Source organism: Umezawaea sp. NPDC059074 (assembly GCF_042738955.1).
Classification (GTDB): Bacteria; Actinomycetota; Actinomycetes; order Mycobacteriales; family Pseudonocardiaceae; genus Umezawaea.
In genome coordinates this window covers 1-19,881 of sequence record NZ_JBHYHC010000161.1, presented here as the reverse complement: position 1 = coordinate 19,881, position 19,881 = coordinate 1, and the positions used below count along the sequence as shown (strand labels likewise).

The 19,881-nt window shown below is 72.1% G+C and carries 12 protein-coding genes; 5 read left to right on the top strand and 7 right to left on the bottom strand.

Annotation, left to right across the window (positions count from 1 at the left end):
* Nucleotides 1-139: 139 nt before the first annotated feature.
* The gene (locus tag ACFWW9_RS40780) at nucleotides 140-886 is read right to left on the bottom strand and encodes a TetR/AcrR family transcriptional regulator (protein WP_390388058.1); all 747 of its coding nucleotides are present in this window, start codon (nucleotides 884-886) and stop codon (nucleotides 140-142) included.
* 126 nt (nucleotides 887-1,012) lie between these two features.
* On the opposite strand from ACFWW9_RS40780, the gene ACFWW9_RS40775 reads away from it, so the two are divergent.
* Nucleotides 1,013-3,187, top strand: a complete 2,175-nt coding sequence (locus tag ACFWW9_RS40775) for an MMPL family transporter (protein WP_390388056.1) — start codon at nucleotides 1,013-1,015, stop codon at nucleotides 3,185-3,187.
* A gap of 73 nt (nucleotides 3,188-3,260) precedes the next feature.
* Nucleotides 3,261-3,776, top strand: coding sequence for a VOC family protein (locus ACFWW9_RS40770; protein WP_390388054.1), 516 nt, complete (start codon nucleotides 3,261-3,263; stop codon nucleotides 3,774-3,776).
* Here ACFWW9_RS40770 and ACFWW9_RS40765 read toward each other — a convergent pair.
* Together ACFWW9_RS40765 and ACFWW9_RS40760 are read right to left on the bottom strand one after the other, a co-directional pair.
* Nucleotides 3,756-4,841, bottom strand: coding sequence for a YncE family protein (locus tag ACFWW9_RS40765; RefSeq protein WP_390388052.1), 1,086 nt, complete (start codon nucleotides 4,839-4,841; stop codon nucleotides 3,756-3,758). The genes ACFWW9_RS40770 and ACFWW9_RS40765 overlap by 21 nt on opposite strands.
* 241 nt (nucleotides 4,842-5,082) lie before the next feature.
* The gene (locus ACFWW9_RS40760; RefSeq protein WP_390388050.1) at nucleotides 5,083-7,239 is read right to left on the bottom strand and encodes a DUF2339 domain-containing protein; all 2,157 of its coding nucleotides are present in this window, start codon (nucleotides 7,237-7,239) and stop codon (nucleotides 5,083-5,085) included.
* A gap of 96 nt (nucleotides 7,240-7,335) precedes the next feature.
* Between ACFWW9_RS40760 and ACFWW9_RS40755 the strand changes: the two genes are divergently transcribed.
* The gene (locus ACFWW9_RS40755; RefSeq protein WP_390388048.1) at nucleotides 7,336-8,196 is read left to right on the top strand and encodes a ribokinase; all 861 of its coding nucleotides are present in this window, start codon (nucleotides 7,336-7,338) and stop codon (nucleotides 8,194-8,196) included.
* Between the two features lie 3 nt (nucleotides 8,197-8,199).
* Here the strand turns inward: ACFWW9_RS40755 and ACFWW9_RS40750 are convergent, their stop codons facing one another.
* Together ACFWW9_RS40750 and ACFWW9_RS40745 are read right to left on the bottom strand one after the other, a co-directional pair.
* Nucleotides 8,200-8,862 (bottom strand): hypothetical protein, encoded by a 663-nt coding sequence (locus ACFWW9_RS40750; RefSeq protein WP_390388046.1) that lies wholly within the window; start codon nucleotides 8,860-8,862, stop codon nucleotides 8,200-8,202.
* Nucleotides 8,859-10,097 carry a nitrous oxide reductase family maturation protein NosD gene (locus tag ACFWW9_RS40745; protein WP_390388044.1) on the bottom strand — a complete coding sequence of 413 codons (1,239 nt, stop codon included), beginning with the start codon at nucleotides 10,095-10,097 and terminating at the stop codon, nucleotides 8,859-8,861. Before ACFWW9_RS40745 ends, ACFWW9_RS40750 begins: the two co-directional genes overlap by 4 nt.
* 105 nt (nucleotides 10,098-10,202) lie before the next feature.
* Here ACFWW9_RS40745 and ACFWW9_RS40740 point away from each other — a divergent pair, with 105 nt between their 5' ends.
* Nucleotides 10,203-11,192: a Dyp-type peroxidase gene (locus ACFWW9_RS40740; protein WP_390388042.1), complete on the top strand. Its 990-nt coding sequence runs from the start codon at nucleotides 10,203-10,205 to the stop codon at nucleotides 11,190-11,192.
* A 30-nt stretch (nucleotides 11,193-11,222) separates the two neighbouring features.
* On the opposite strand, the gene ACFWW9_RS40735 is transcribed toward ACFWW9_RS40740, so the two are convergent.
* Entirely contained in the window at nucleotides 11,223-16,685 is a 5,463-nt protein-coding gene (locus ACFWW9_RS40735; protein ID WP_390388040.1) for an SdrD B-like domain-containing protein, read from the bottom strand.
* Between the two features lie 304 nt (nucleotides 16,686-16,989).
* On the opposite strand from ACFWW9_RS40735, the gene ptsP reads away from it, so the two are divergent.
* Nucleotides 16,990-18,621, top strand: coding sequence for a phosphoenolpyruvate--protein phosphotransferase (ptsP, locus tag ACFWW9_RS40730; RefSeq protein ID WP_390388038.1), 1,632 nt, complete (start codon nucleotides 16,990-16,992; stop codon nucleotides 18,619-18,621).
* On the opposite strand, the gene ACFWW9_RS40725 is transcribed toward ptsP, so the two are convergent.
* Complete coding sequence (locus ACFWW9_RS40725) at nucleotides 18,589-19,473, bottom strand: LysR family transcriptional regulator (RefSeq protein WP_390388036.1); 885 nt, start codon at nucleotides 19,471-19,473, stop codon at nucleotides 18,589-18,591. The genes ptsP and ACFWW9_RS40725 overlap by 33 nt on opposite strands.
* Nucleotides 19,474-19,881: the final 408 nt, after the last annotated feature.

The following is a 19,881-nucleotide window of genomic DNA, read 5'->3' as shown; positions in this document are numbered from 1 at the left end:
GGGGCGGGGGGGGGGCCCCCCCCCCGCGGGGGGGGGGGGGGGCGCCCCGCCGCTAAGGGTGTGCGGGGGCCCGGGCCCCTGGTTCAACTTGTTTTTTCACAATTGCCGCGGGGGGGGCCCCGGGGCCCCCCCGCGCTCCTCACTCCTCGACGCCCATCGGGATGAGGATGCTCTCCAGCATCACGTTGAAGACCGACTCCGGGTCGGACACCGCGAACGGGAACCGGCCGAACACCTCCAGCGCCACGTGCCCGTACAGCCGCACCCACGCCTGGAGCAGGTGGAAGATCGCGCTCAGCGGCAGCGACTCCTCGTCCACCTCGATGCCGCGGGCGGTCACGGTCGTGATCAGCACCTGCTGGAACGCCCGTAGGTCGTCGTGCAGCACGGCGGGCGGCTCGGGCGGTTCGGTCCCGTCGGCGTGCGGGTGCTTGTGCTTGGCGATGAGCCTGCCCGCGACCTCCAGGAACACCTTGCCGAACTGGTCGCCGACCCGCAGCCGGTCGATCGTCTCGGGCACCCCCACGACGTTGTCGGGGGAGGCGAACACCAGCGCGAACTCCTGCGGGTGCGCCAGCGCCCACTGCCGGAAGCCCCGGCACACCGCGTAGACCTGCTCGGGTTCCTCGCCCTCGACGAGCGGGGCGAGCGCCGCGTTCAGCTCGGCCTCCAGGTCGTGGCAGATGTCGTCGCACAGCTGGCGCAGCAGGTCCTCGCGCGAGTCGTAGTAGCGGTACAACGCCGGGGCGGTGATGCCGACCTCGCGAGCGATGGCACGCAGCGTCACGGCCTCTCGACCGTGGTTCACGAGCAGGGCTCGTGCTTGCCTGCGGATGTCACGCTCGGTCTCCGCGCGGAGCCGTTCGCGGCGCGTGGCCTGGGTCATATGTCACCCCATCGGGTTGTTCACGCCTCGACTGCCGGCGTACCGTTCTGCTCACTCAGTGAACGGTGTTTACCAAGTTGACGCTGTTTGCGGAACCGTAACGCCATTCAGCCTAGGAGGACGACCTTGTTCGCGAAGTGGGGCGCGCTGGCCTACCACCGCCGATGGGTGGTGCTGATCGCGATCGTGCTGCTGTCCGTCGGCGGCGGCATCTGGGGACTCGGGGTCTTCGACAAGCTCAGCCAGGGCGGCTACGACGCGCCGGGCAGCGAGGCCGCGCGGGCCAACCAGGTCGCGCAGGACGCCTTCGGCCGCCAGGGCGGCGACGTCATCGTCATCTACACGGCCCCGCAGGGCTCCACGGTCGACTCCCCCGACCTCGCCGCCAAGGTGACCAAGCAGCTCGACGGGCTGCCCACCGACGTGGTCAAGCAGGTCGCCTCCTACTGGAACACCCAGCTCCCGACGTTCGCCACGCAGGACAAGACCAAGGCGCTCGCCGCGATCACCCTGACCGCCGGTGACTCGAACGCCCAGATCAAGCAGTACCAGCAGATCGCCGACCAGCTCGCGCTGGACGGCGTGGACACGCAGGTCGGCGGCCTCATCCCGACCCAGAAGGCGATCAACGACATCACCGCGTCGGACCTGACCAAGGCCGAGGCCGTGTCGCTGCCGATCGTGCTGGTCCTGCTGATCATCATCTTCGGCGGCCTGGTCGCGGCCACGCTGCCGGTGCTCGTCGGCGGTCTGGCGATCATGGGGTCGCTGGGCGTGCTGCACGCCATCTCGCTCGGCGCGGACGTGAACTCCTTCGCCGTCAACGTCGCCAGCCTGCTCGGCCTCGGCATGGCCATCGACTACGGCCTGTTCATGGTCGGCCGGTTCCGCGAGGAGCTGGCCGCGGGCCGCAGCGTCGAGGACGCCGTGCGCCGCACGGTCACCTCCGCGGGCCGCACGGTGGCGTTCTCCTCGACGATCCTGGTCATCGCGCTCGCGGGCCTGCTGCTGTTCCCGCAGGGCTTCCTCAAGTCGCTGAGCTACGGCGGCATGTCGGCCGTCGCCATCGCGGCCGTCGTCTCGCTCACACTGCTGCCCGCCCTGCTCGGCGTCCTCGGCCACCGCGTCGACAAGTTCGCCATGCCGTGGCGCAAGCGCGCCGCCAAGGGCGAGGAGGGCAAGGGCTGGGAGCGGCTCGGCCGTCGCGTGATGAAGCGGCCGGTCCTGGTGGCCGTGCCGATCATCGGTGTCCTGCTCGCGCTCGGCGCGCCGTTCCTCGGCGTGAAGTTCGGCGAGGTCACCGAGAAGGTGCTGCCGGAGGGCAACTCCGCCCGCGCCGCCGCCGAGACGATCAACACCGACTTCAAGGCGCTGGGCGGCAACGGCTTCAAGATCGTGATCTCCGGGAACCCGGACGCGGCCGCCGTGCAGGCGTACGCGGCGAAGGTGTCCGACGTGCCCGGCGTCGAGACGGCGCAGCCCACGTCCGAGCCGAAGAACGGCGTGTGGGCGTTGGCCGCGGGCCTCACCGGCGGCGACGCGCACTCCGACGAGGCCAAGCAGGCGCTCAAGGACGTGCGGGCGCTGGAGGTGCCGAGCGGTTCCGAGGTGCTCGTCGGCGGTCCGACGGCGTTGGTGTCCGACAGCCTGGACGCCATCGCCGCGAACCTGCCGTGGATGGCGCTGCTGCTGATCGGCGCGACGTTCGTGCTGATGTTCCTGGCGTTCGGGTCGCTCGTCCTGCCGATCAAGGCGATGGTGATGAGCGCGCTGAGCCTGTCCGCCACGTTCGGCGTGCTGGTGTGGATCTTCCAGGACGGTCACGGCGCGTCGCTGCTCGGCGTCACGCCCGCCCCGCTGGAGTCCGGCATCGTCGTGCTGATGGCGGCCATCGTGTTCGGGCTGTCGACGGACTACGAGATCTTCCTGCTGTCGCGCATGGTCGAGGCCCGCAGCAAGGGCGCGTCCACCGAGGACGCCGTCGCGACCGGCCTCGCCAAGACCGGCCGGGTGATCACCGCCGCCGCGCTGCTGCTCAGCGTGGTGATCGGGGCGTTCGCGTTCTCGCAGATCACGATCATGCGGTTCGTCGGCGTCGGCATGATCCTGGCGCTGGTCCTGGACGCCACGGTCGTCCGGATGCTGCTGGTGCCCGCCGTGCTGAAGCTGCTCGGCAACGCGGCCTGGTGGGCACCGGGTCCGCTGCGCCGGGTGCAGGAGCGGATGGCGATCCACGAGGGCGGCGACGTCGACGACGAGGACGAGCCCGCGCGCGACCGGACGCCCCAGACGGTGGCCTGAGCCGCAAAGCGTTGAATCCTCAACCACCACGTCGTACCGTGGTGGTTGAGGATTCAACCAATGGGAGCCAGCCATGCCGATCCAACGCCTGAACCACGCCGTGCTCTACGTCCGGGACGTCGCGAAGGCGGTGGCGTTCTACGGTGACGTGCTCGCTTTCAAGGTCATCACGCAGATGGGCGACCAGGCCGCGTTCCTCCAGGCGGCGGGCTCGACCAACGACCACGACCTCGGCCTGTTCGCCATGGGGGCGCAGGCCGCCGACTCCCCCGCGGGCCGCACGGCCGTCGGCCTCTACCACCTGGCGTGGGAGGTCGACACCCTCGGTGAGCTGCGCAAGATCCGCGGCAAGCTGGCCGAGCACGGCGCGCTCGTCGGCGAGTCCGACCACGGCACGACCAAGGCCCTCTACGCCCGCGACGTCGACGGCATCGAGTTCGAGGTCTGCTGGCTCGTCCCGGCCGACCAGATCACCGACGAGCTGAAGGCGTTCAAGGGCACCAGGCGGCTCGACCTGGACGCCGAGGTCGAGGCCTACGGCGCCGAGCGCCGCGGCGGCATCGGCGTCTCAGTGCCGGCGCTGGGCTGAGTCCGGCGCGAACGCCACCATCGTCGCCTCGAACGCGGTGGGCTCACCGGTGATCCCCGGCAGGTCCACCTCGTCCAGGTCGAACGTCGCCAGCTCGGCGTCGTCCGCCCCGTCCAGCACCGTCGTCGTCGACCCGGTGGCCAGGAAGATCCGCCGGTCGCCGGGCGCGTTCGACAGGCCGCGCGCGTCGTAGGGCAGCGTCCGCAGCAGCGCGCGGGTCGCGGTGTCCACGACGGCGACCGCCCGCTGCTTGGTCAGCGCCACGTACACGCGCGTGCCGTCCGGCGTGACCGCGACGGCCCCCGCGCCCTTGCCGACCGCGACGGACCCGACCGCCGTCCGCCGCCGCGCGTCCACGACGGCCAGCGTGGCGTGCGGGTTCTTCCCGAGGTGCAGGACGCTCACGTAGACCGTCCCGCCGTCCGGGCTCACGGTCAGGTGCTGCGGCATCCCGCCGACGGGGATGGTGGCCTGCTGGGTCAGGGTCAGCGCGTCGACCACGGTCACCGTGCCGTCCTGGGTGCCCGCCACGTACAGCAGCCGCCCGTCCGGGCTGATCGCGATCCCCTGCGCCTGGCCGCCGACCCGGATCAGGGCGGCGAGCGTGAACGTCTTCGGGTCGACCACGGCGATCACGCCGCCGCCCGAGCTGCCCGTCACGTACAGGCGGTTGCCGTCCGGGGTCATCACGGCCTGCGCGAGCTGGATGCCGGTGTCGAGCCTGCCGACGACCGCGCCGGAGCGCGGGTCGACCGCGCTGATCACGCCGGTCCAGCCGTTCACCACGTAGACGACGCGGCCGTCCGGGGCCACGGCGACGCCGGTCGTCCGTCCGCCGGTGCGGGCGGTGGCGAGCACCCTGCCCTTGACCGTGTCCACGACCTGGAGCTGGCCCGCGCGCCCCACGACGTACGCCTGCGGCGAGGGGCCGCTGGACGCCGGGTCGACGGCGGGCTGGGCTCCGTCGGCGAGCGCGGCCGGGACCGCCGCCACGACGACCAGCGCGGCGAGGGAGAAGACCGCCGTGCCGAGTCGGCGAGCTCCGGTCGTGCTCTGCGCCCACATGGCGCGAATGGGATCACTTCCGCGTTGGGCCGATCCACTTCCGTCCTTCGTCCGGGTGATTTCACAACCCGGTCGAGTGATGGTGGATCAACGCTGGTCGGGCTGCCCGACACCGGTCGCTCGGGGGGCGAAACGACCGGTGCCGGACCCCTACCGATGCGTTGCACCGGTTGGTCGAACCCCGACCAACCGAGACTTACCACCCGTGGACCGAAAACGTGGGCATTTCGGGGTCAGTCCACTAGGAATTCGAGGAAATTCGGCGGATCGCCACCAGTTTGGCGTAACGGGCGCCCGCGGTGAGCAGGACCAGGCCCGCGCCGATGAACGCCGCCACCCTGGCGATCCCGTCGAGCGCCGAGAGGTCGAACAGCACCAGCTTGGCGACCGCCGCGCCGACGAGCACCAGACCCGCGATCCGCAGCGGCAGGACGTCGACGCCGCGGACCAGGAGCACCAGCGCGGCGACCGTCCAGGACACCGTGACGACCGTGTGGCCGAACAGGAACCCGCTCGGGGTCTGCGACACCAGCAGCGCGGCGCAGAGCACGAGGCCCGCGGCGGCGTAGAGCAGGACCAGGCCCGCGACGACGAGCGCGAACGGGTTCTTGGCTGGCTCGCCGAGCACCCCGCGACGGCTCGCCACCCACGGCAGCGCGACCGCGACGAGCCCCAGCACCAGCGCGGTGAGCATCCCGCCGACCAGCGCGCCGGGCGTGCGGAGGGCGAAGCTCGGCGCCTCCACCAGCAGGCGCGGCGGGATGGCCTGGCCCGCGAGCAGCAGGCCGAGACCGCCGAACACCGCGCCGCCCAGCAGCGGACCGCGCGAGGCGACCCGGTCGGCGAGCACGATCAGCAGCAGCGCCTCGGCGAGCACGGTCGCGGCCCGCGCGTTGCCGTCCAGCGCGATGGCCGTGGTCTGGAACAGGCCGAACACGGCGACGACCCCGGCGGCCGTGACGTAGGTCTTGGGCAGCGACCGGCGGCCGACCACCCACAGGGCGACCATCAGCACGGTGATCGCGCCCGCCATCGCGGTCGCCCACCAGCGTTCGAGCAGGATGGTCGCGAGCAGCGCGGGCACCGGCGAGGCGGCGACCATGACCACCGACACGACGTCGTCCGGACGGCGGCGCACCGAGATGAGCGAGCTGAGCACGCCGACCACCGCGGACAGCAGGACGATCGCCGCCGTCGGGGCCTGCTGCTCCAGCGGCACCGCGACACCGACCGCCACCAGCGAGCCGACCACCACGGGCACACCCGCCGCGATGGCGAGCCACGGCCAGTTCCGCCGCCACTGCACCGGGGCGGCCGCGGTCTTGAGCACGAGCAGGAAGCCGACCATCAGCGGCGTGAAGCCGTCGGTCAGGATCGGCGCGAACACCGCGCAGGCCAGCACGACACCGATGGCGAACGTCGGCGAGTCCCAGCGCATGGCCAGCAGCAGCCCGCCCAGGGCGACCGCCAGCCCGATGGCGAGCCCGGCCCACTCCGGCAGGAACTCGTAGATCTTGGTCGCCGCCACCACGTCCAGGTAGAGCGCGGCGACACCGGTCGCGGCCAGCGCGAACGCCCCCGTGCGCGCGGTCTCCGTGCGGTGCAGCCGCAGCCCGATCCCGACCAGGACGAGCGCCAGCGCGGCACCGCCGACCACGCGGGGCAGCGGGCCCAGGTAGTCGCGCTGCACGGCCAGCACCAGCAGCAGCACGACGCCGAGCAGCGTGACCACGCCACCGACCCACGCGAGCAGCTTGCTGCCCGCGCCGTCCTCGCCGAGCCGGTCGATCACCGTCTTGCGCGGGGGCAGCGGCGGCCTGCCCTGCCACGGCGGCTGCGGCGGACCCCACGGCTGCTGGCCGGGCAACGGCGGCATCGGCCCGGCCGCCTGCGCGAACGCTTGCTGCCGGACCGGCTGCACGGGCTGGTAGAGCGGTTGGGACTGCTGGCCGACCGCTTGCGCGGGCACCCCTTGGACGGGTGACGCGGTGGTGGCTTGGCCGCTCGCCTGCTGCGGCTGGGCGGCGTGGACCTGCCCCGCCTGCGCGGGCACTCCCCGTGCGGGCGACTCGGTGGCGGCCTGACCGCTCGCCTGACCCTGCTGGTCAGCAGGGGTGGCAATCGCTTGCGCGGGTGGTTCGGTCGTGGACTGGCCGGACGCCTGCTGGACGGCGGGCCGGGCCTCGGCCGTCGTGGTCTGGGCGAGCGCGGACTTGGCCACCTCGAGGCGGGCCGCCTCCAACTGGGCGGCGGCGAGCTGCGCCGAGCCCTGGGCGGGGGCGGCCGCGGTCAGCTGCTTGACCTGGAGCCTGCGCAGCTCCACGCCGACGTCGCCCAGCTTGCGGCCGAGTTCGCCCAGCTCGTCTGCGAGGCGCAACAGCGGGTCTGGTCCAGTCATACCCCCAGCCTGAGGCCTGCTTGTCCGTTTTTGATCCGTACCTCTACTCAACGCTGGTGACGATGTGGTCACCGACGACCTGGCAGAGTCCACGGGGTGACTTCTGTCCTGGTGCTCGGATCGGCCAACGCGGACCTCGTCGTGGAGGTCGCCCGGCGGCCCGGTGGCGGTGAGACGGTGCTGGGCGGTGACACCGTCGTGATGCCCGGCGGGAAGGGCGCGAACACCGCGGTCGCCGCCGCTCGGGTCGGCGGCTCGGTCGACCTGCTCGGCGCGGTCGGCGCGGACCAGTACGGCGACCTCCTGCGCTCCTCGCTGGCCTCGTCGGGCGTGCGGACGGCGTTCGTCCGCACGTCGGACCGGCCGACCGGGATCGCCTACATCACCGTCACCCCGGACGGCGAGAACTCGATCGTCGTGGCCCCCGGCGCGAACGCCGACGTCTCGACGGCCGACGTGGACGGCGTGCCGTCGGACGGCGTCGCGGTGCTGGTGTGCTCGCTGGAGGTGCCGGTGCCGACCGTCGAGCACGCCGTCGCCTGGGCCGCCGACCACGGCGTGCGGCCGGTGCTCAACCTGTCGCCGGTCGCCCCGCTGGCGGCGCGGACGCTGGCGCTGCTCGACCCGCTGATCGTCAACGAGCACGAGGCCGCCCAGCTCGCGCCGACGTTCGAGGGGCTGCTGGACCTGGGGCCGCAGTCCGCGGTGGTCACGCTCGGCGCCCGCGGCGCGGCGGTCGTCACGGCGGACGGCGTGGTCGAGGTGCCCGCGCCGACCGTGACCCCGGTCGACACCACGGGCGCGGGCGACGCGTTCGCGGGCGCGCTCGCCGCCCGGCTCGCGGACGGCGACGACCTCGTGGCGGCCGCCCGGTACGCCGCGCGCGTGGCCGCGACCTCGGTGACCACGCCGGGCGCGCAGCCGTCGTACCCGCTGGCCGCCGACGTGCTGCCGTGACGGCTAGGCGAGCGGCGGGATGGGCGTGATCGCCGCGCCGCCGTCGCGGAGGTCGAACACGGCGTAGTCCTGCCGGTCGCCGAGCCGGGCCTCGACGCGGCGCAGACGGCCGTCGGCGTCGACCCAGTAGCGCAGCCGCGACTCCCCCGCCGCCGGGCCTTCGAGCACGTCCACGGCGACACCGTCCACGGTGTCCGACCGCAGCCAGCGCGCGGTGCTCTGCCGCAGCAGTTGCGGGTTCTCCGGCCGGTCCGCGGCCAGGTCGACCAGCAGCCGCAGCGCGCCGTCGAGCTCGGACCCGGTCCGCCGCATCGCCCGGACCTGCCAGCCCTCGGTGGGGGCCGGGTCGATCGGCTCCGGCGCGTCGGCCCCGTGGTAGGCCAGCCGGGCCGGGTTCCACTGGACCAGGCCGGTCGACGCGCCGTCCACGCGGCCGTCCGTGCCCCGCGACGGTTCGCCGTGGGGGGCGCCGATGCCGCCGCGGCCGGTCAGCAGCAGCGTGCCGCCCGGACTCGGCACGGACGCGGTGAACCGGGCGTTCTTCGCGGTGTAGTTGGTGAAGCGGACCAGCGCCAGCCGTTCGGCCTCGGTGTCGGACAGCGCGCGCGGGTCGGGCGGTCCGCCGCAGCCCGCGAGCAGCAGCACGACCAGGAGCAGCCTCGTCACAGCGCGACCGCCGCCCGGTCCGCCAGCAGGTCCGGGCCGGGCACGACGACCGTCGCCAGGTCCACCGGCGGCAGCGGCGTCGACGGCATCTCCGGTTGCGCCGGTGGGGCCGCGACCTCGGGGAACGGCAGCCCGCGCGGGGCTTTCGGCCGCACCAGCGGCGTCCCGACGCCGGTCAGGCACGCGGGCACGGGCGTGCCGACCTCGTTGTCCCGCAGGCAGTTGTCCACGCCCGGCGCGCGCGCCGACGCCGAGTACCCGACGTCCAGACCGTTGCCGGTGATCGTGTTGCCCACGATCTCGTTGCGCAGCGGCGCCAGGTCCTCGCTCGACCCCAGCACCAGCCCGGCCACCGGGTTGCCGACGATCCGGTTGCGCGCCACCTGGTTCCGCGTGCCGCCCGCGATGCCGATGCCGATCCCGAACGCCCCGTCGGCCTGCGCGGGGGACAGTGGTTCGGCGTTGTTCGCGACGAGGTTGCCGACGATCTCCGCGTCCTCCTGCGGCACGAACGCCTCCTGGTAGTCGGAGTTCGACGTGAGGCCGACGCGGTTGCCGACGAACCTGTTGCCCACGACGACCATGTCGCCCGACGCGTTCGTGCCCTCGTAGCCGACGGCGTTGCGCTCGGCCACGTTGCCGCGCACCCGCACGTGGCACGGCTTGCACTGGCCGACGTAGAACCCGGAGTCCGCGCTGCCGGACGCGTAGCTGTGCTCGATCACGCCGTGCTGGGCGTCGAACGCGTAGATCCCGTACAGGCCGTTGTTGGACGCCGTCACGTACGAGACGCGGAAGCCGTTCAGCGGCGGGGACTTCGCCGGGTCGAGCCGCTGGTACCCGCTGCTGCCGCGCGCGATCCCGCCGCGCTCGTCGGACAGGCCGGTGACCAGCACGCCGTTGAGCGTGTGGTTGCGGACGGTCAGGTTCTCCACGGTCACACCGGACGCCGTCACGACGACGCCGTTGGCCCGCCGCACCTCGCCGTCGACGACCGTGCCGCCGCGCTTCTCCCCGCGCAGCACGAGGTTCGGGGTCTTGATCTGCACCGTCTCCCGGTACACGCCGGGGGCCACGAGCACCGTGTCGCCGTCGCGCGCGGCGTCGACCGCCGCCTGGATCGTGCCGGCGTCGCGCGGTACGCGGATCACTCCGTCGGCTGGGCGGGTCGACGCGGGCGCGGTGGCGCAGCCCGCGGTGAGGAGGACGGCGACCAACACCGGTAGGGCTCGCACAGCCGTGAGGTTAGGGCCGCGCACGGCCGCTGACCTGCCCGGATCACCCGACGGTGTCGTGGTGTCGCTCGATCGGGTACGCGGCCCCGCGGCCACAATCCCGCCATGACCCAGCTCTCCCGCCGCCGCCTCCTCCAGGGGATGGGCGCCGTCGGCCTCGCCGCGGGCTGCGCCGGACCCGCCCCGGTCGCGCGCCTTGACCCCCACGGCCCCCGGCAGGCGGGCGTCGCGCGCCCGGCCGTGCCGCAGGCGCACTGCGACGTGTCGGTGTGGGACCTGGCCGACGTCTCCGCGCTGCCCGCGATCAGCGGCCGCGTCACGGAGCTGGCCGAGCGGGACCTGACGGTGACGGTCGGGCTCGGCCCCCGGTTCGCCGACGTCGACCCGCTGCCCGAGTTCGCGGGCGAGCGGCTCGACCACGCGGGCGGTGACCTGCTGCTCCAGATCTGCGGGGACGACCTGTTCGCCGTGTCGACGGCCGTGGCCGAGCTGGGGCGGCTCGCGGGCGCGCCCCGGTGGCGGCAGACCGGGTTCCGCGGCCCGGCGGGCGCGGACGGCGCGGCCCGCAACACCCTCGGCTTCACCGACGGCGTCGTGGTGCCGCGCGGTGACGAGGAGCTGGACCGGGAGGTGTGGTGCGACGACGGGTCGACGGTCGCCGTGGTCCGCCGGATGCGGCTGGACCTCGACGGCTTCGCCGCGCTGCCGGTGGCCGAGCAGGAACGGGTGTTCGGCAGGCGCAAGGAGACCGGCGAACCGCTGTCCGGGGGGTCGGAGGTCGACCTCGGCGCGAAGACCCCCGACGGCCAGTACCTGATCCCCGTCGACGCGCACGTCCGGCGCGCGCACCCGCTGACCTCGGGCTCGGGGCTGATGCTGCGCCGGTCGTACAACTACGACAACGGGATGGCCGACCGCGGCCTGCTGTTCGTGTCGTTCCAGCGCGAGCTGCGCACGTTCGTCAACACCATGCACCGGATGGCCGAGGGCGACGCGCTGCTGACCTGGGCGACCACGACGGCGTCGGCGGCGTTCCGGATCCTGCCGGGCTTCACCCCGGACCGCCCGCTCACGACGAGGGGCCCGCGGCGCTGACGCCACGGGCCCCTCGATCACCGCTGGGACCTACTCCACGCGCTTGCGGCGGCTCGCGAACAGCAGCGCGCCGCCCGCGGCCAGCACCAGCGCGCCGAGGCCGAGGAGCCAGCCCACGGACGCGCCGGTCGACGCCAGCCACGCGGGCGTGGACTGGACGACGAGCCCGGCGTCGAGCGTGAGGTCCTCGCGGTGCGCGGGCCCGAGGTCGACGACCTGCGTGCACCTGGAGGCGACGTCCGCGTCGGAGTCCTTCGCGTCGTCCGTCCCCGCGTCGGCGGTGGTCAGCTCGTGCCCGTCGGGCAGGTCGCCGAAGCACACCCGGTAGGACCCGTCGGCGAGGTCGTCGAACAGGTACTTCCCGTCCGCGTCGGTGGTGGTCGTGCCCTGCGGCACGCCGTCACCGCCCTCCAGCGACACCGTCACGCCCTGGACGCCGGGTTCGCCGTCGTCCTGCACGCCGTTGTCGTTGCGGTCGAGCCACACGAAGTCGCCCAGCCGGTTGCGGGGCTCGACGAGCCCGGCGTCCAGGGTGAGGTCCACCGGGTGGTCCGAGTCCAGCGTGACGGGCTCGGCGCACCAGGTGACCAGGTCCGCGTGCGAGTCGTTCGTCCCGTCACCGGCCGACGGCTCGGTGAGCTGGTGGTCGGCGTACTCCGACGGCAGCGAGGCCCGCTCGAAGCACACCACGTACGTGCCGTCCGGCAGGCCGGTGAACCCGTACTTGCCGTCGTCACCGGTCTTCGTGGTGCCGATCTCCTTGCCGTCGCCGTCCTTCAGCACCACGGTCACGCCGGGGACACCCGGTTCGCCCGTGCTCTGGAGGCCGTCGCGGTTCGTGTCGAGCCAGACGAAGTCGCCCAGCTCGTTCGGCGGCCGGATGCCCGCGTCCAGCGTGGTGTTCTGCCGCTGACCGACACCCAGCTCCACGACCTGCGTGCACCCGGTCGCCGGGTCGGCGTCGGAGTCCTTCGCGTCGTCGGCCCCGGCGTTCCGCTTGGTGGCGACGTACTTCGCGTAGTCGGACGGCAGGGTCTTCAGGTCGAAGCACACCTGGTAGCGCCCGTCCGGCAGGCCGGTGAACCCGTACGTGCCGTCGGCCTTGGTGGTGGTCTTGTCGAGCTCCTTGCCGTCACCGTCCTTCAACACGACGGGCACGCCCGCGACGCCCGTCTCGGCGCCGTCCTGCACGCCGTTGCGGTTGGCGTCGACCCACACGAAGTCGCCCAACGAGTTCACCGGGACCACCAAGCCCGCGTCCAGCGTCAGGTCCTCGCGGTCGGCGGTGCCGAGCGCCACCTCGGGGACGCAGCCGTCCGCGGCCGCGTCGGAGTCCTTGGCGTCGTCACCGGCGTTGGCCTTGGTCAGCGTGGCGTCCTTGACCGCTGCGGGGAGGTTCACCACGTCGAAGCAGACGGTGTACGTGCCGTCGGACAGGTCCGTGAACAGGTACTTGCCCGCGCTGTCCGTCTTCGTGGTGAACGCCGTGCCCTTGAGCGTCACGGTGATGTCGGCGACGCCCTTCTCACCGGCGTCCTGGAGGCCGTCGCGGTTCGCGTCCAACCAGACGTAGTCGCCGAGCCGGTTGACCGGGCTGATCAGACCGAGGTCGATCGTCAGGTCCTCCGTGCGGTCCGCGTCCAGCTTCGTGGGCTTCGCGCAGCCGGTCGCCGGGTCGGCGTTCGAGTCCTTGGCCCGGTCGTCGCCCTGGTCCGGCTTGGTGACCTGGTAGTCGGCGACGGCGGCGGGCAGCTTCGCGACGTCGAAGCAGACCGTGTACGTGCCGTACGGCAGCTTCTCGAACAGGTACTTGCCGTCCGCGCCGGTGGTGGTCGTGGCCCCGGTCTCCTTCAGGGTCGCGGTCACGCCGGCCACGGGCTTCTCGTCCGCGTCTTGGAGGCCGTTCTTGTTCGCGTCCACCCACGCGTAGTCGCCGAGGCGACCGATCGGCTCCACGAGCCCGGCGTCGACGGTCAGGTCCTCGCGCTTGGCCGGGCCGACCGTGACCGGCGGCGCGCACCTCGTGACCGGGTCGGCGTCGGAGTCCCTCGCGTCGTCGCCGCCCGCGTTGACCCTGGTCAGGTCGTACGGGAGCTTGGCCACGTCGAAGCACACCGTGTAGGTGCCGTCCGGGAGGTTGGCGAAGAGGTACTTGCCGTCCTCGTGGGTCTTGGTCGTGAGGTCGGTGCCCTGGAGGGTCAGGACGACGTCCGGCACGCCCTTCTCGCCGGCGTCCTGGACGCCGTCGCGGTTGGCGTCGATCCAGACGTAGTCGCCGATCCGGTTGAGCGCGGTGACCAGGCCCGCGTCGATGGTCAGGTCTTCGCGCTTGCCCGTCCCCAAGGTCGTGGCGGGGGCGCAGCCGTCCGCTCCGGCGTCGGAGTCCTTCGTGTCGTCGCCGCCCGCGTTGACCGAGGTCAGCGAGGCGTCCTTGACCGCCGCCGGGAGGTTGGCGACGTCGAAGCACACCGTGTACGCGCCGTCGGGCAGATCCGTGAAGAGGTACTTGCCGTCCTTGTCGGTCTTCGTGGCGCGGTCGGTGCCCTTGAGCGTCACGGTGACGTCCGGGACGCCCTTCTCGCCCGCGTCCTGGATCCCGTCGCGGTCGGCGTCCAGCCAGACGAAGTCGCCCAGCCGGTTCACCGGGCTGATCAGGCCGAGGTCGATGGTCGGGTCCTCGGGCCGGTCGACGTCGAGCTTGGTGGACTTGGCGCACCCGGTGCCGGGGTCGGCGTCGGAGTCCTTCGCCCGGTCGTCACCCTGATCCGGCTTGGTGACCTGGTAGTCCTTCACCGCGGCGGGCAGGGTGGCGACGTCGAAGCAGACCGCGTACTCGCCGTCGGGCAGCCCCTCGAACGAGTACTTGCCGGACGCGTCGGTCTTGGTGGACGGGTAGGCCGTGCCCTGGAGCTTCACGACCACGTCCGCGACCGGCTTCTCGTCGGCGTCCTGGAGGCCGTTCTTGTTCGCGTCGATCCAGACGTAGTCGCCCAAGCGGTTCGGCGGCCGGAAACCGGCGTCCAGCGTGAGGTCCTCGCGCCGGTTCGGGCCCAGCGTCACCGGTGCGACGCAGCCGGTCCTCGGGTCGGCGTCGGAGTCCTTGGCGTCGTTGCCGCCCGCGTTCTGCCTGGTCGGCAGGTAGCCGCTGTAGTCGGCGGGCAGCGTCTCGATGTCGAAGCACACCGTGTACGTGCCGTCCGGCAGCTTGTCGAACAGGTACTTGCCGTCGGCGTCCGTGGTGGTCGAGTACGACGTGCCCTGGAGCCGCACGGTCATGCCGTACACCGGCTTCGAGCCCTCGTCCTGCACGCCGTCGCGGTCCGCGTCGATCCACGCGTAGTCGCCCAGCCGGTTGATCGGCAGCGACAGGCCGCCGTCGACGCAGTGGTCGACCGAGCCCGCGCCACCGACGGTGACCTCGGCCCTCCCGGTCGCCGGGTCGACGTCGGAGTCGGCGCACTCGTCCCCGCCCGAGCCCTTCGACGTCCACGACAGCGAGGACGCGGGCGGTGTGCCCGGAACCCCGCTGGTGTCCGCGCCGGAGTAGTCGAAGAGGACCCGGTAGCAGGCGCCGGTCCGCACGCCGTCGGCCGTGCCGAAGTAGTACTCGCCCTTGGCGTTCGTGGTCTTCGAGGCCACCGGGGCGCCACCCGCGCACGGCACCAGCGACGCCTTCACGCCGGGCAGCGCGGGCTCGCCGCCGTCCTGCACGCCGTCGGCGTCGGCGTCGAACCACACCCGGTTGCCGATCTGGACCGGCGCGAGGTCGCACAGCGCCTCGAGGTCGGCGAGGCCGTTCGACTTGCCCCAGCCCTCGCTCGGCTCGTCGGCGACCTTGTACGCGTTGTCGTGGTTGTCGGTGTACATCGAGCCGTCGACATCGTCGAACCAGCCGATGCCGCCGGTGCGCTGCGCGGTCGGGTCCATCACGATCGCGGGCAGCCGGTCCTCGCCGTACACGACGGCGAGCCCGCCCTGCGAGGTCTCGGTGTGCACGTACGAGAGCTTCTCGCCGGGGTAGTACTCGACGGCCTCGCCTGCGGGGGCGTTGTTCGGGCACGTCCCGGTGCCCTCCCACGAGTAGGTGCCGTCGGACTCCCGGCAGGCCCGGTTCAGGTCGCCGCCGGTGATGCCCTCCCAGCTGCCGCCGGACCCGTCCGGCGCGGGCAGGTTCTGGCCCGCCATGTCGCCGTAGCGGTCGCGGAAGTCCAGGATCAGCGACCCGTCGCGGTCGATCCCGATGTTGGTCAGCCACGGCATCGGGTACGTGTCGTACACGTCGTTGGCCGCGTGGATGGTCGGCCAGCTCGCGGTCCACGGGAACCACTTCGCGCTCTGCGGCCGCACGTAGTACGACGCGCCGCGGACGAAGTCGAGCGACTTGGTCAGCACGGGGGACGCGCCGAACGCGCCACCGGTGAACTTGTAGACCGCGGCCTTCAGGTCGCTGGTCTTCTGCGTGGACTCGCCGGAGCAGACGCCGCCGACGTAGACCACGCCGTCGCGGACCCCCAGCGCACCGGGCCGCCAGTCGTCGACGGACGGGCAACCGGGGTCGGGGATGGCGTAGCTGGCCTTCGGCGCGGCGGCGGTGGCCGCGGTCGCGTCGTAGACGTGCAGCTTCTTCTCGTTGAGGGCGACGACGTACAGCTCGCTGCCGTCCTCGGACAGCTCGACGTCGCCGAGGGCCTGCTTGCCGGGAACGCCGAAGAACGCGCCGTCGAAGTTGGTCGCGAAGTCGTGCGCCGCGGTGCCGGGCTTGGGCACCACGGTGAACGTCGTGGTCGTGCCGTCCGGCGTGGTCGCGTAGACCGCGCCGGGCCCGTCCGGGCCGTAGGACGTCATGCGCTTGGCCAGCGCGCCGGAGAAGATCCGCTTGTCCTGCTTGCGGTAGGCGAGGCCGAACACCGAGCCGAGCGACTTCTGGTCCTCGAGCTGGGTGGTGAGCTCGGCGGTGCCGCGCGCGGTCCACGGGACGCGGACCAGCGACCGGGCGTCCGGGTCGAGGCCGGGCTTGTCGCCGTTGCGCTGGCACGCGGTGATCAGGTCGGGGTTGTCCTGGCAGTAGTCCGCCGGGTTCCACACGCCCATCGTGACGTCGGCCGCCTTGCCCGCCGACACGTCCACGAACTCGGTGAGGCTCGACAGCCCCGCTCCCGCGGGCGCGGGCTTCAGGTAGGACAGCGCGTCCGGGATCGTCGCCTGCACGCGGTACTTGCCGCCGGGCAGCGAGGTGGTGTCGACGGCGACCGTGCCGTCCGCCGCGGTCGTGCCCTCGGCGCTCTGGTCGTTCGGCGCGGTGACCTTGACCTTGATTCCCGCGACGCCGAGTTCGAGAGCGGCTTCGTAGGAACCATTTCCGTTCACGTCTCGGACAACGCGGACGGTGAGTTTTCCGTCATTCTGGTCGGCGCTCGCCGTCGGGGTGACGAACAGCGGCGAACAGGTGCTGACCAGCGCTGTGGTCAGCACCAGTCCTACTGCTCTGTTCAAGTGGAGCTCCAGGGACTTCTGTTGCCTGTCGGGGCGCGAAAAGGGTCGGGGGACGATTTAAACTAGTGCTTTCGGGGGGTGATGAATTGTCCCTGGAGAGGGTGAAGTGCCGCCATATGAATAGGTTTCACTGGCCCTTTACCACTCGAACCGGTGGTGTGGCGGCACACGGTCGAGTGTCCTCAGTGGATCGTCGGCTCCGGTGGGTAGCGCGGGTGGTCCCCGCCGTGTTGGCTGTCGTCTGCCTGCCGTCCACGTCACACTGGGCGGAACCGCCGTCCACCCGAAGGGTATGGTCTAGACCATGTCGAGCGCGCGTCTGAGCGGTGTCGGTGTCAGTTCCGGTCGGGCTTCCGGCCCCGTTGTCCGAGTCGCCGAACCGCTGGGCGAGCCTCCGGCCACGCCCGCGCCCGCCGACCCGGCGGCCGAGTCCGCGCGCATCCGGCCCGCCGCGGACGTCGTGGCGCAGCGGTTGCTGGCCCGTGCCGAGACCGTCGAGGGCGACGCCAAGGCCGTGCTGGAGACGACCGCCGCGATGGCGTCCGACCCGTCCCTGCTGGCGCAGGCCGAGAAGCTCGTCACCGACGAGTCGCTGCCCGCGGCCCGCGCGGTGCACCAGGCAGCGGGCGGTTTCATCACCATGCTCCAGGCCGCGGGCGGCTACATGGCCGAACGCGCCCGCGACGTCCAGGACGTCCGCGACCGCCTGGTCGCCGAACTCCTCGGCCTCGCCGCGCCCGGCGTCCCCGACCTCGACGGCCCGAGCGTCCTCGTGGCCCGCGACCTGGCCCCCGCCGACACCGCGGGCCTCGACCCGACCAAGGTCTTGGCCCTGGTGACCGAGGAGGGCGGCCCCACCTCGCACACCGCGATCCTGGCCCGCTCGCTCGGCATCCCGGCCGTGGTCGCCGTCCGCGGCGTCCTCGCCTTCACCGGAACCGCGCTCGCCGTCGACGGCGACACCGGCGACGTCCGCGAGTCCGACGGCACCGTCCGCAGCGCGGGCAACACCGGAAAGCCCACGTGGAACGGCATCGGCATCCTCCGCGACGGCCACCGCGTCAAGGTGCTCGGCAACGTCGGCTCCCCCGCCGACGCCGCCGCGGCGGCAGCGGCGGGCGCGGAGGGCGTGGGCCTGTTCCGCACCGAGTTCTGCTTCCTCTCCGCCACCGAGGAACCCACGGTCGAGGAACAGCGCAAGGCCTACGCCGTCGTCCTCACCCCGTTCGCGGGCAAGCCCGTGGTCGTCCGCACCCTCGACGCGGGCGCGGACAAGCCCTTGGCCTTCCTCGCCCCCGAACCAGAACCCAACCCGGCGCTAGGTGTGCGCGGCGTCCGAGTCGCCTTCGACAAGCCCGAAATCATCGACCGCCAACTAGAGGCCATCGCCTTGGCCGCAAAGGACTCCGGAGCCGACGTCTCCGTCATGGCCCCCATGGTCGCCACCGCCGCCGAGGCAGCCTGGTTCGTCAAGCGCGCCCGAGCAGCGGGCATCCCCCGAGCAGGCGTGATGATCGAAATCCCCGCCGCCGCCATGACCGCCCGCGAGATCGCCGCGGTGGTCGACTTCGTCTCCCTCGGCACCAACGACCTGGCGCAGTACCTCTTCGCCGCAGACCGCCAGGTAGGCGCCGTGGCAGCCCTCAACGACCCGTGGCAGCCGGCACTCTTGCGCCTCATCAAGCTCGTGGGCGAGGTCGGCGTCGAGACCGGCACTCCCGTGGGCGTCTGCGGCGAGGCAGCGGCAGACCCACTGCTGGCCTGCGTCCTCACCGGCATGGGCGTCACCAGCCTCTCCATGAACCACACGGCGTTGGCAGGCGTAGGCGCGAAACTCGCCGCGACCAGCCTCGACGTCTGCCAACTAGCGGCCCGAGGCGCACTGGCCGCGGCCGACCCGGCTTCAGCCAAGATCGCGGCCAGGGCCCCCCACTAGCGCGTCCACCACGGCCTTGATCACCGGGTGCCCTTCACTCCCCTGACGGACAGCGGCGTAGACCCGGCGCAACGGCGGCGTCCCCCGAACAGGGACGACGATCGCGCCGGGCACCTCCACCAACGCGTTGCGAGGAACCAAAGCCACCCCGGCCCCAGCAGCGACCAACGCCACCACAGCCCGAAAATCGTCTGACGTGTGCACGATCCGCGCGTGGGGAACAGCAACGGTCACGACATCCCGACACGGATTCCCAGCCAACGGCGCAACCCAGTCGTCATCAACAAGATCACGGACATCGATGGTCGTCCGCTCAGCCAACGAATGCCCAGCAGGCACCACCACGTCGAACGGCTCGCTGTACAACGGAAACCGAGCAACCCGCAAATCATCAGCGGGCCGGTACTCCTCCGTGACGGCAAGATCGATCTCCCCGTCCAACAACAACGGCAAACTGGCATGCCCCTCAACATCCCGAACCACAATCGACAACTGAGGCGCACTACGCCGCAACGAAGCAATAGCAGGCGCCACCACCTGACTGATGGCGGACGCAAAACTGGCCACCTTGACCTGCCCAGCAGCCCCTTCAGCAAACGACGCCAAGGAAGCCTGCGCCCGCTCCAACTCAGCAGCAACAGCATTCGCATGCCCCACCAACAGCTCCCCAGCAGCAGTCAACGACACCCGCCGCCCCCGCCGCCGCAACAGGGCCTGCCCAGTCTCAGCCTCCAGAGCAGCCAACTGCTGAGACACAGCAGAAGGCGTGAGATGCAACGCCTTCCCAGCCGCAGTCACGGTCCCGTGATCAGCCAACGCCCGCAACACAGGCAACCGCCGAGGATCAATCACCCCCCAATACTGACCCCACAACCACCACCACCCAACTCACGAGTCGAAGACCCAGTCCCGTGGCGGTTGCGATCGGCACGCGTTCGGACCGACACACCAGCAGTTGGGTGCGCTGCGAACTGAGGCCGAGGCCAGGAGTAGTTCATGCTGGCTGGCGGGGCAGGGGGTCAGGGTTACTTCCTGGCCTAGGCCTCAACCCAACCCCGTGACCAACTGGCGCATGTCTTTCGGGCCCCCGGCCTCAACTGGCCCCCGTGACCAACCGGCGCATGTCTTTCGGGCCCCCGGCCTCAACTGGCCCCCGTGACCAACCGGCGCATGTCTTTCGGGCCCCCGGCCTCAACTGGCCCCCGTGACCAACCGGCGCATGTCTTTCGGGCCCCCGGCCTCAACTGGCCCCCGTGACCA